Annotated in this window: 7 protein-coding genes; 3 read left to right on the plus strand and 4 right to left on the minus strand. The window is 71.8% G+C overall.

All coding sequences use genetic code 11. From position 1 onward, the window contains the following. Nucleotides 1-2: 2 nt before the first annotated feature. Nucleotides 3-704, minus strand: a complete 702-nt coding sequence (locus AB0I91_RS40755; RefSeq protein WP_499641693.1) for an HdeD family acid-resistance protein — start codon at nucleotides 702-704, stop codon at nucleotides 3-5. 631 nt (nucleotides 705-1,335) lie between these two features. On the opposite strand from AB0I91_RS40755, the gene AB0I91_RS40760 reads away from it, so the two are divergent. Next, nucleotides 1,336-2,502, plus strand: coding sequence for an MFS transporter (locus AB0I91_RS40760; protein WP_499617865.1), 1,167 nt, complete (start codon nucleotides 1,336-1,338; stop codon nucleotides 2,500-2,502). Nucleotides 2,503-2,926: 424 nt separating this feature from the next. Here AB0I91_RS40760 and AB0I91_RS40765 read toward each other — a convergent pair whose 3' ends face one another. From AB0I91_RS40765 to AB0I91_RS40775, 3 genes are read right to left on the minus strand one after another with little or no spacing between them, the layout of a single operon-like run. After that, a complete protein-coding gene (locus tag AB0I91_RS40765; protein ID WP_498774632.1) occupies nucleotides 2,927-3,523 on the minus strand; it encodes a TetR/AcrR family transcriptional regulator in 597 nt (198 codons plus the stop codon). Nucleotides 3,524-3,569: 46 nt separating this feature from the next. Next, a complete protein-coding gene (locus AB0I91_RS40770; RefSeq protein WP_499617864.1) occupies nucleotides 3,570-5,069 on the minus strand; it encodes an MFS transporter in 1,500 nt (499 codons plus the stop codon). Nucleotides 5,070-5,098: 29 nt separating this feature from the next. Then, nucleotides 5,099-5,749 (minus strand): LppX_LprAFG lipoprotein, encoded by a 651-nt coding sequence (locus AB0I91_RS40775; RefSeq protein ID WP_499617863.1) that lies wholly within the window; start codon nucleotides 5,747-5,749, stop codon nucleotides 5,099-5,101. A 151-nt stretch (nucleotides 5,750-5,900) separates the two neighbouring features. On the opposite strand from AB0I91_RS40775, the gene AB0I91_RS40780 reads away from it, so the two are divergent. Together AB0I91_RS40780 and AB0I91_RS40785 are read left to right on the plus strand one after the other, a co-directional pair. After that, nucleotides 5,901-7,244, plus strand: a complete 1,344-nt coding sequence (locus AB0I91_RS40780; protein WP_053715424.1) for a glutamine synthetase family protein — start codon at nucleotides 5,901-5,903, stop codon at nucleotides 7,242-7,244. Nucleotides 7,245-7,255: 11 nt separating this feature from the next. Then, on the plus strand, nucleotides 7,256-11,536 hold the full coding sequence (locus AB0I91_RS40785; RefSeq protein ID WP_499641695.1) for an FkbM family methyltransferase: 4,281 nt from the start codon (nucleotides 7,256-7,258) through the stop codon (nucleotides 11,534-11,536). Nucleotides 11,537-11,958 lie beyond the last annotated feature (422 nt).

Here is an 11,958-nt window from a genome sequence, read left to right on the forward strand (position 1 = left end):
GGTCACGCGGTGGCGGCCGTGCCGGTGGGCGCGGTCGCCTTCGCGGTCTTCGGCGTGCGATCGGCGCCGACCGCGCCCGCGATGGCCATCGCGCCGAGGACGATCAGCACGATGGCGAGCAGCCAGGCCAGCGCGATCAGGCTCGCCACCGGCCAGACGAGCACCACGATCCCGCCGATCGCGGTGACGGCCCCGGAGAACACCGCCCAGCCGCTCCGGCCGAACCCGTGGAAGATCTCGGCCACCCCGCCGACCACCCAGGTCGCGCCGAGCAGCAGCGCCAGCACCGCGAGGGTCTGGAACGGCGCGCGCAGGCACAGGATGCCCGCGACCAGCGCCAACAACCCGGCCACCGCCAACAGCCACCGCTGTCGTCCCGTCTCGTCCGCGGTGAAGGAGGCGGCGAGCCAGAAGATCCCGGTGACGAGCATCTCCACCCCGAACAACACCGCCGCCGTCAGCAGCGTGAGGCCGGGCCAGAGCAGGACGGCCAGCCCGATCAACAACGTGATCACCCCAAAGGCGATCCACAACCCCCGCCCACGCCCGCCCTGCGCCTCAGCGCGCCGCCCCCGACCCTCGGCGTCCGCCTCCGCGCGTCGCCCCTGACCGCCGGTGTCCGCCTCCGCGCGTCGCCCCTGACCGCCGGTGTCCGCCTCCGCGCGTCGCCCCTGACCGCCGGTGTCCGCCTCGGGATGCGTCATGCGGCCATGGTCCGTCCCCCAACCCCAACCCGCACCCGCCACCGCCCCACACCGACCTTTCGAGTGACCCCACCAACCCTCCGGTGACGCACCGCACCCCACGAACCCACCGCACCCTCCCTCCCTCTCTCCCTCCCTTCGCGCATCTCTCGCCACCCTCCGCGCACATCTCTCGCCACGCCTTCCAAGCGCACCCTCTCTTCACCCCTCCGGGCGCACTTGCCGCGCCCTCCGCCGTCCGCACCCTCCGCCCTCCGCCCCTCTGCGTGCGCCCGCCCGCCTCGGCCATCCGCCTCCGCCCGCGCGCCGCTCCTCCGCCCGCGCGCCGCTCCTCCGCCCGCGCGCCGCTCCTCCGGCCGCTCCTCCGCCGGCCCCTCCGGCCGCACCTTCTCGCGCCCCACCGCATCCCCCTCTCCGTGACGCGGCGCACATTCCATCTCCACCGTTGGAGTTAGCCGTGGAGTCGCCCTACCCTAATTCCAACGCCACAGTTGGATTCCTTTCGTCACCCCACGCGCCGAACCCGAACCTGGAGCTCGCGTTGGCCACCTCTCTCCCGAACCCCCACCCTCACCCCATGCGCCAGGGCCTCAAGCACCCCGACGGCCGCCCTCGCCGTCAAAACTGGTCCGTGACCCGATCACCCGTTGTGGTGACGGTCCTGGTGGCGGCCGTGATCCTGGCCGTGGGCCAGCTCTACCTGACCGTGCCGCTGCTGCCGGGCGTGGCCGAGCGCTACGGCATCACCCTCTCCACCGCGGCCTGGGTGGGCGGCGGTTTCGGCTTCGCGTTCGCCGCCGGCAACCTGCTCTTCGGCACCATCTCCGACCGCTACGACCGCCGCCACGTGATGGCCCTCGGCCTCGCCCTGAGCGCCGTGGCCAGCGCGATCGCAGGCGCCTCCACCGACTTCGCCCCACTGCTCGCGGCTCGCGCCGTCCAGGGCTTCCTCGCCGCCGCGATCCCGTCCGTGTCGCTCGCCTACGTCGCCGAAGCCCTCCCACCGGCCCGCCGCGCGGTAGGCATCACCGCCGTCTCCGGCTCGTTCCTGCTGGCCGGCGTGATCGGCCAGGCCTACGCCCTCGGCGTCGACAAAGCGCTCGGCTGGCGCTGGGTCTTCTGGCTGCTGGCCCCGATGCTGCTGGCGGTAGCCGCCACCCTGACCCGGCTGCCGGAAATCCCCCGCCCAACCCCCACCGCCCTGGCCACCACGTTCACCCGCCTGGCCAACCTCCTCCGCCGCCCGGCGCTCCTGGTCGCCTACACCGGCGGAATCACCCTCCTGCTGACCTTCGTCGGCATGTACACGGCCCTGACCACCACCGTCGGCGACCGCTACGGCATCCACGACGCCGTCGACCTGCTCCTGCTCCGCCTCCCCGGCCTGCCGGGCATCGCACTGGGCCTCTTCGCCGGCCCATTGATCACGCGCTTCGGCGCCCACCGCGTCGCCCCGACCGCCTTCCTCACCGCCGCGGGCGGCCTGGCACTGGAAGCGGGCTCCACCACGCTCCCCGTGCTGCTCGTCGGCAGCGCGATCTTCGTCGCCGGCCTGGCCGTCACCATTCCGGCCCTGGTCACCCTGGTCGGCCGCGCCTCCGGCGAAGCGCGCGGCGCGGGCCTGGCGGGCTACGGCTTCCTGGTCGGCCTGGGCGGCGGCATCAGCCCGGTCCTCGTCACCGCCCTGGCCCCAGCCGGCTTCGCCGCCGTCTGCCTGACCCTCGCCGGCCTGCTCATCCTCGCGGCCACCACGCTGGTCCTGGGCCCCCGCCCAACTCCCAACCCCGCCACCGTCTAACTCCCGGCCCCAACCCCGACTCCAACTCCCACCCTGATCCACATAACCCGGCCCGCCCACTACCCGCTTCCCTGATCGCCCGCCCCTTCCGGCCCTCCTGCTCCCGTTGCCGGCCGTGCCTTTCCGCTTGCGGGCCGTGCGTGGGGGCCGTGCGTGGGGGCCGTGCTTGCGGGCCGTGGGGGTGGTGCGTTGCCGCGGGGCCGGGTGGTGCGGCCGTCGTCTAGGGCTGGGCGGCGGTCGGGGCGGCGGAGTGGTCAGCCGCCGGGGTGGTCGAGCGTCGGGTAGCGGGTAGCGGGTGGCGGGCGGTCGGGGGTGGTTTCGGCGGGTCCGCTGGTTTTCAACCGAGGTACGAGAACAGTGTTTCCGTACATTTTCGGGGCAGGTTCACCCGATCGTGTTTCTCGACCCCTCGGTCGAACCGAGCCTACCGCGAAGTCTTGACCTGCGCAGATGCCATTCGACGCGCGGCCTCCACGACCGCCGCACGGCGGTGGGCCAGATCGACTTGCCCCGTCACCATCCGGGCCACCTGGGGCACGGCCAGCCACCACGACGACAGCGACATGATCAAGAACACCAGGTCGGCGGCCGCCGGCGACGCGAACATCACCCCGTCCGCCTGAGCCGACCGGAAAGCCTCGACCTTCCGCCGGTAGTGCGCCGCCCGCCCCTCCTCGTCGGGCACCGCCCCGTCCCCGTACGCCAACGCCTCCCACTGCAACAACCGCACCAGATGCGGATTCGCCACGTGGTAGTCGAAGCACCGCCCGGCGTACTCACCCACATCCCGCAACGACTCCGCGTCGAACGGCACGGCCGCCGCGATCTTCGCCAACTCGTCCGACAACACCGAGTGGAACAGCTGTTCCTTGTCGCCGAAGTAGTTGTACAACCGCTCCTTGTTCACCCCGGCCCGCGCCGCGATCCGCTCCACCCGAGTGCCCGCCAACCCGTGCGCGGCGAACTCGACGACCGCCGCCTCCTTCAGGCGCCGACGCGTCTCCTCGGTGTTCCAAGCCACCCCGCGATGGTATCCAACCGAACCGTTGAAGCCGGAAACCCGAGACTCAACGACCCGCACGGGGCAGCAGCAGCGACACCACCGCCCCGACACCGCAGATCACCGCCGTGATCCAGAAAATCTCGTGGTACTCCGTCAGCAGCGCCGCCGTCAGCGCCTCCCGGTAAGCCGCCGCCTTCTCGGCGAACTCCTCCGGCGACATCCCGAACGGCAGCGGCGTGTCCAGGTCCGCCGTCAGCTCGCGGAACCGGTGCAGGCCCCACGCCGACAACCCGGCCACCCCGACCAGCATCCCGGTCATCCGCGCCACCACCACCGCGGCCGACGCCACACCGTGCTGCGCGGACGGCACGACCCGCAGCACCGCCGCCGACACCGGCGCGATCACCAAACCCAACCCGAACCCGGCCACCGCCAGGTCCCGCCCCACCACGAACGACGACACCGAAGCCGGCCACTGGGCGATCAGCACGTACGCGCCCGAAGCCACCGCCAACCCGACGAACGACACCCACCGGTCACCCAACGGGGTGCGCGCCGCCAACCACCCGCCGACCAACGCGCCCACCGGCAACGCGATCAGGAACCGCGCCAACATCCCCGCCGCCGCGGCCGAGTCACGCCCCAGGACGGTCTGCGCGAACAGCTCCACGTCCACCAACGTCACCATCAACGCCGCACCGGCCGCCAACGACACACCCAGCGACGCCAGGAACGGCCGCATGGCCACCCCCGCCGGATCCAGCAGCCGCACCGACGACCGCCGCTCCCACAGCACGAACCCGACGAACACCACCGCGGCCCCACCCAGCGCCGGCCACCCCCACGACGGCAGCACCGACCGCGACGGATCGGGGTTGTACAGCCCCACGACCAGCAACGACAACGCCAACGCCAACAAGCCGCCGCCGACGAAGTCGATCCGCACCGACGACCGGACCGACCGCGGCACGGTCACCTGCACGACCGCCATCGCGACCGCCGCCAACGGCAGGTTCACCCAGAACACCCACCGCCAGCTCTGCGGCTCCACCGACTCGAAGAACGACCACGCGTTGAACAACGACGCCAACCCGACGCCGTACAGCGTGCCGAGCACACTGCCCAACTCCTGCGCCGCGCCCACCACACCCAACGCCGACGCACGCCGTTCGGCCGCCCACAGGTCCGCGACCAGCGCCATCGTCACCGGCAGCAACGCCCCACCGGCCAGCCCCTGCACCACCCGCCCGGCCACCAGCAGCGGCAGGTCGCCCGCCAACGCGGTCACCGCCGAGCCGACCGCGAACCCGACCAGGCACAGGTGCAGCACCAACCGCCGCCCGAACCGGTCCGACAACTGCCCGAGCAACGGCATCCCGGCGACGTACCCGAGCAGGTACCCGGTCACCACGGGCGTCGCGCGTTCCAGGTGGTTCACCGGGATGCCCAGGTCACGCACCATGTCCACGAGCACGCCGACGACCACGTACGCGTCGAGCGCGCCCAGCAGCACCGCCGCCGCGCCCGCGCCGATCGCCAGCCGCCGAGCCCTGACCGCGCCCACCGCACCCACCCCGGAACCCACCGCCGAACTCACGCGGGCGGCGAAACGGTGACGGGCTTGTTGAAGTCGGACAGCTCGATCGTCACCTTCGCGCCGCTCGGCAGCGTGAACAGCGCCTTGCGCAGCTTCTCGTCCTGCACCGAGAACGTCGACGCGACGTCCGCGTCGATCCCCGGCACCAGCCCGGCGACCACGTCACGCGGCACGGTCGCCTCGACCACCGCCACGCCGTCGTCGTTCGACACCGTCTTCGCGTCACGCGCGTCGGCCAGCACGCGGGCCACGCCCCGGTCCGGGTCCAGGATCGCGGTCGGGTCGTACACCTGGCCCGCCAGCGCCGCGGGCAGCTTGGTGAACCCGCCCGTCGGACCCTTGAAGTGCAGGTCCTGCCCGACCAGCACGTACTCGACCTCGATCAGCTGGCCGAACTGCTCGACCTTCGCCCGCCCCTGCGACTCGCCCTCGGCGTTCAGGTCGCCCTCGGCGTCCTTCACGGTCACGCCCGGCAGCTCGCCGTCGACCTTGATCGTGAAGTGGGTGCTGGTCACGGACTTCATCCCGGCGGACGCCTTGGCCAGCAGGTCCGGCCCGTCGGGCAGGGCCCCGGCGCCACCGGAGGACGTGCAGCCCGCCACGACGGCGAGCACGAGCGACCCGATCAGGGCGCGACGAGGGAGCATGGGGTGAATCGTAGATCGAGCCGTCCCGAGGCACCGCGAAACACCACGGCAAGTCCCTGACCTGCGCAATCCTCTCGGGGCGGCAAACGGCCCAGTGCGTTCGGCCGAGTCGGCAACGCACGGTTAACCGTCCTTACCTAGGCTTCGGGTCATGAACCGCCAGCAGGAGTTCGTGCTCCGCACCCTCGAGGAACGCGACATCCGGTTCGTCCGGCTCTGGTTCACCGACGTCCTGGGCTTCCTCAAGTCGGTGGCGATCGCTCCCGCGGAGCTCGAAGGCGCCTTCAGCGAGGGCATCGGCTTCGACGGCTCCGCCATCGAGGGCTTCGCCCGCGTGTACGAGTCCGACATGGTGGCCAAGCCGGACCCGTCGACGTTCCAGGTGCTGCCCTGGCAGACGCCAGACAAGAGCCACTACTCGGCGCGGATGTTCTGCGACATCGCCATGCCGGACGGCTCCCCGTCGTGGGCGGACCCGCGGCACGTGCTGCGCCGCACCCTGGCCAAGGCCAGCGAGGCGGGCTTCACCTGCTACGTGCACCCGGAGATGGAGTTCTTCCTGCTCAAGGGCCTGCCGGACGACGGCAGCGAGCCCGCCCCGGCGGACAACGGCGGCTTCTTCGACCAGACCAGCCACGAGACCGCCACCCACTTCCGCCGCCACGCCATCGAGGCGCTGGAGGCGATGGGCATCTCGGTCGAGTTCAGCCACCACGAGGGCGCGCCCGGCCAGCAGGAGATCGACCTCCGCTACGCCGACGCGCTGACCATGGCCGACAACGTGATGACGTTCCGGTACGTGATCAAGGAAGTCGCGATCACGCAGGGCGTGCGGGCCTCGTTCATGCCCAAGCCGTTCACCGACCAGCCCGGCAGCGGCATGCACACGCACGTCAGCCTGTTCGAGGGCGACCGCAACGCGTTCTACGACGCCGAGGACCCGTACCAGCTGTCCGACACCGGCAAGATGTTCGTCGCCGGCCTGCTCAAGCACGCCCGCGAGATCTCCGGCGTGACCAACCAGTGGGTGAACTCCTACAAGCGGCTGATCGTGGGCGGCGAGGCGCCGACGGCGGTGTGCTGGGGCCACGCGAACCGGTCCGCGCTGGTCCGCGTGCCGATGTACTCGCCCGGCAAGTCGTCGTCGCGCCGGGTGGAGATCCGCTCGCTCGACTCCGCCTGCAACCCGTACCTGGCCTACGCGGTGATACTGGCGGCCGGGCTCAAGGGCATCGAGAAGGGCTACGAGCTGCCGCCGCCCGCCGAGGACGACGTGTGGTCGCTGACCGACCGCGAACGGCGCGCCGCCGGGTACGACAACCTGCCGCAGAACCTCGGCGAGGCGTTGACCGAGATGGAGAACTCCGAACTGCTCCCCGAAGCGCTCGGCGAGCACGTGTACGACTTCTTCCTGCGCAACAAGCGCACCGAGTGGGACGCGTATCGGCGCAGCGTCACGCCGTACGAGTTGCGCACCCTGTTGCCGGTCCTGTGAGGGAGACACCCGTGCGGGTGGTCCACACCGGGCACTCGGAGAAGCTAGGTTTGCAGACCGTGACCGAGGTGCCCGCGCGTCCGGAATCCCGTCCCACGTTCATCGCCTGCACGGTGGCGACCGCCGCCGAACTGCCCGCGGTGAAGGTGCTGTCCAGCTCTTTCCTGGCCAACCACCCGCAGGCCAGGTTCATGGCGCTGGTGGTCGACGCCCTGCCGGAGAACTCCGGTCCGGGCCTCGTCACCCCCGCCGACCTGGGGATGAGCCAGGACGAGCTGGCCGAGCTGGCCACCGGCTGCACGGCGTCGCAGCTGTGCGGCGTGCTGCGGCCCAAGCTGCTGGAACAGCTGCTCGGCCAGGGCGTGCCCGTGCTCTACCTGGACCCGTGGGTGCAGGTGCTCCACCCGCTCACGGACCTGGTCGAGGCCGCCGTGCGCCGCGGCCCGCTGGTCCTGGTGCCGCGGGCGCTGCGGCCGCTGCCGGACGACGGCCTGCGCCCGACACCCACCGAGCTCATCGAAACCGGCGTCTTCGACCCGGGATTCCTGCTGGTCGCACCGGGCGCGGAGCCGTTCCTGCGGTCGCTCGGCGAGCAGTTGCGCCGCACGCCCGACGCCACCAAGGCCGTGCTCGACATGGCTCCCGCGCTGGTCAACCTGCACGTCCTGCGTGACGCGACGGTCGGCCTGTCGGTGTGGAACGCCTCGCAACGAGACCTCCACCGCCGCCCGGACGGCACGTTGACGACGATCGGCGAGCCGGTCCGCAGCGTCCACTTCGCCGGCTTCGACCCCCACCGCCCGTGGCTGCTGTCCGCCGCCTTCGCCGACCGCCCCCGGGTCCTGCTCTCGGAGCACCCGCACCTGGCGGAGCTCTGCACGGCGTACCGGGCGGAACTGGTGCGCAAGGGCCATTCACCGCAGAGGGTCCGCTACGGCTTCGGCCAACTGCCGGACGGCACCCAGATCCCGGACGAACTGCGCGCGGACTACCGCGAAGCCGCCCGCACCCACCCGGGCTCGGCCTTCAGCCCAGGCACCACGGCCCCCGCTGAACGGGCCGCCGAGCAGGCCACCGACACCCCACCCCCGGCCACCACGCCGACCGTGAACGGCACCCACCCGCCCACGGCGCCCGCGAACCTGATCCACCAGCCGGATCCGGCCGCCGCGGAAGCGCTCGCCGATCACGAAGCGCCCACACCTGCCCAGCCCGAGCGGGAAACCGCCGAGCCGGAATCGACCACCGCGGAGCCCTCCGACTCCGCACCGGCCGCTGAAGACGAGCCCGCCGCCGAGGGTGCCGAGCCGGCCGACCCTGCCGCCGACCGCGCCGAGCTTGCCGTCGACAGCGCCGGCCATGCCACACCATCCGCCGAAGCCGAAGCCGAAGCCGAAGCCGAAGCCGAAGCCGAGCCGACCGCCGACATCGCCGCGTCCGGGCCCGCATCCGCATCCGCGTCCGCCGAGATCGAGCCGGGCATCACCGCTTCAGCACCCGAAACCCCTGAGCCCGCCGCCGACCAGCCCCACCCGGCCGCCGAGCCCTCCGCACCCCTCCCCAGCTCGGGCATCGACCCGGCTATCCCGTCACCGGCTGTCGAACCACCGGCCGCCTCAACCCCGGCCGCCGCAACCCCAGCCCTCGCATCACCATCCACCCGCCGCACGCCACCCCCGGCCTTCGGTCCGGACGGCGGGGCGGCGTTCGTGGCCTGGGCGAGCGAGTCGGTGCCAGGCCTACCCGGCAGCACGCGCTGGGCCGTCGCGCTCTGGCGTTCCGACCAGGCCCTCCGCACCCAGTTCCCCGACCCGTTCGGCGAGGACGGCCCGGCGTTCCGCGACTGGTGCGCGACCGTCGGCGTGGCCGCGGGCCGGTTGCCGGTGGCCGCCGTGCCGCGGCCCCGCGCCGAAGGACCCGTGCTGCACGACCAGCTCGGCGTCTCCGTCCTCGGCTCCGGCCCGATCGCAGAGCTCGTCCACGCCGCCGCCCGCGCGTCCGGCCTCCCGACCTCGACCGACGCCGGCTACCCGGTCGTGATCCGCGTCGGCGCCACCGAACGCGTGCCGGACAGCCGCTTCGTCGTCGACTACCTCCTCGACGACGACCAGCCGACCGACGCGGCCGAACTCTGGGTCCCCTCCGAGACGACCCGCGCCACCCTCGAACGCCAGGGCGGCCCGACCGTCCGCGTCCTCCCGCTCCCCGTCCCGGAAGCCGAGGACCAAGCCCTCGAAGCACACGATGGGGTGATCTTCGGCGCTCTCGCCGATCACGCCCTCGACCGCGCGGGCAACGTGCTGGGCGCCGTCTCCGCGTTCCTCTCCGCCTTCCCCGACCGCAACGACGTGACGCTGCGCATCGAGGTCGGCAACGCGCACGCGCACCCAGAGGCCGCCGAACGGCTGCGCCTGGCCACCGCCGCGGACCCGCGCATCGAGCTGGTCGACACCCTCGGCGCCGTCGACTGCCTCGTCCACCTGCATCGGGGCGGCGCGTGCGACCGGATCGCGCACACCCTCGCCGAGCACGCCGCCCGCGCCACGCCGATCCTGACCTCCGACCACGGCGCGGTCGCCGAGCTGTTCGACAAGAACGCGGTGATCTTCGTGCCGTGCCGCCAGGGCGTCGAACCCGACGTCCAGGCCGCCGCCAAGCTCATGCGCGCCCTCGCCGAAGACCTGCCGACGGCCGTCGCGATCGGCCTCAAGGGACGCGACCACGTCCGCGCCACCCGTGACGTCGCCAAGGTCGGCGAGATCCTCCGCGAACGCGTCGAGCACGCCTACCGCGGCTGGCGCGCCCGCCGGGCCAAGCCCGCGCCGACCGTCGACCCGCTCAAGGCGCTGCACTCGGCGAAGCACGCCCTGCTGCGCCAACCCGACGTCGGCACGGCCAGCCGCACGCCCATGGCGCCGCAGCTGCGCAAGATGGTCCTGCGCGTCCTCGACCACTACGACAACCACATGCGCGACGTGCTCACGTCCCTGGTCGACGGGGTCGAGCGCACGGTCTCCGAGCTGGTCCGCCGCCAGGACGACATCTCCGGCGGCGTCGGCCTGAGCGAGCTGGAGGTGCTGCGCGCCGAGCTGGAACAGCACGCCGAGCACCAGGGCCACCTCGCCGACCAGCTCGTGGGCGTCGACGACGCCGTCGTCCGGGTCCGCGCGGACATGGCCGGCCAGGGACGGCGGGTGCGCGAGATCGAGGACGCGGTGGTCGCCGAGGCCGCCAAGCGCGCCAAGCAGGGCGACGCCCTGGCCCAGCGCATCGACAAGCTCGCCGTCGCGCTCGAACGCACCCTCGACCGGATCGACTCGCTGGAGTCCAAGGTCGTGGACGTGCTGCGCGACCGCGACACCAAGCTCGACGTCGGCCTGCGCGCCGCGAACCAGGCCCAGCAGACCGCCGACGCCCTGCGCCGCGTCGTCGTGCGCGAGCACGAACGGCACAGCGACTCCGTGCCGCGCAGCTCGCTCGTGCTGACCGACGTCGGCCTGCTGCGGCTGCCGTCGGACGACGCGTTCATGCTCCCGATGCTGTCCAGCAACGGGGTGTGGGAGAGCGACCTGTCCGAGCTGATCGACGCGGTCGTCGAGCCGGACGGGATCTTCCTCGACGTCGGCGCGTACATCGGGTACCAGACCGTGCGCATGCTCAGCCGGTTCGGCACGGGCGGCGCGGTGGTCGCGGTCGAGCCGTGCGAGTCGTCGCGGGCGCTGCTGCGGCACAACGTCGACGTCAACTTGCCCGAACGGGTGGCGCAGCAGCTCGTCCTGGTCGACGCCGCCGCGTGGGAGAGCACCGGTGAGCTGGCCACCCAACCGTCGTTGACGGGCGGGGTGTCGGTGGCGCCGCTGCCGGAGGGCGCCGGTGACGACGTGCCGCGGGTGCGTGCGGCCAGGCTCGACAAGGAGCTGGAGGCCGTGCCGTTGTTGCAGGGCCGCAAGCTGTCCGTCGTCCGGGTCGACGCGCCCGGTCGCGGTCATCGCGCGCTGGCCGGACTGGTGCGCCTGCTGCGCCGGGATCGCCCGCACGTGTTCCTGGACTTCTCCGCCACGGCGACGGCGGGTTTCGGCGACGATCCGGTCACGGTCTTGAAGGAGTTCCGGATCTGGGGCTACGACCTGGTGCCCGTGCCGACCCGCGAACCGGCCACGCCGGAGCAGATCGTCACCGCGATGGAGGGCATGCGGTCCATCTCGCTCTGGCTGCGACCCCGTCCGGTGGCGCCCAAAGGACCGGGTCCACAGGTGGCCATGCCGGCGCGCACCGCTCCAGCAGGCCGCTGACCAGGCGATTTGACACCGGCGAAGGTCATGAGTAACTTTTACCGAGTCGCCAGCAAGAACCTCGGAACGAGCGGTTGACACCGCGAATCGGGCCGAGTAGACTACTGCGGCGTCAAGCTCCCAGAAACGAATAAGCAGCACAGCGTGCTGCCTCCGCTCTGGAAACTGATACAAATTGAATGCTAAGCGAGTTTGTCGCGGAGCCGAGAAGCCGAAACCGGCCGATTTGACACCGCGAAAACGAACGAGCTAAGGTTCAACCACAGCAAGCGAAACACCGGAAACACAAAGCCCCGGAATGAACCGCGGTAAGACGCGGGACGTGATGGTGAGCGCGTGTTCTTTGAGAACTCAACAGCGTGCCGAATAGCCAGTAAATTTATGAACCTCGTCAAGAGGTTTCCTTTGAGATTGTTACTGGA

The organism is Actinosynnema sp. NPDC049800 (assembly GCF_040656635.1).
In the GTDB taxonomy this organism is placed as follows: Bacteria; Actinomycetota; Actinomycetes; order Mycobacteriales; family Pseudonocardiaceae; genus Actinosynnema.

Coding starts and splice junctions, on each gene's coding strand:
- AB0I91_RS40780 (WP_053715424.1), top strand. CDS start 5,901: ATGAACCGCCAGCAGGAGTTCGTGCTCCGCACCCTCGAGGAACGCGAC.
- AB0I91_RS40775 (WP_499617863.1), bottom strand. CDS start 5,749: ATGCTCCCTCGTCGCGCCCTGATCGGGTCGCTCGTGCTCGCCGTCGTG.
- AB0I91_RS40755 (WP_499641693.1), bottom strand. CDS start 704: ATGACGCATCCCGAGGCGGACACCGGCGGTCAGGGGCGACGCGCGGAG.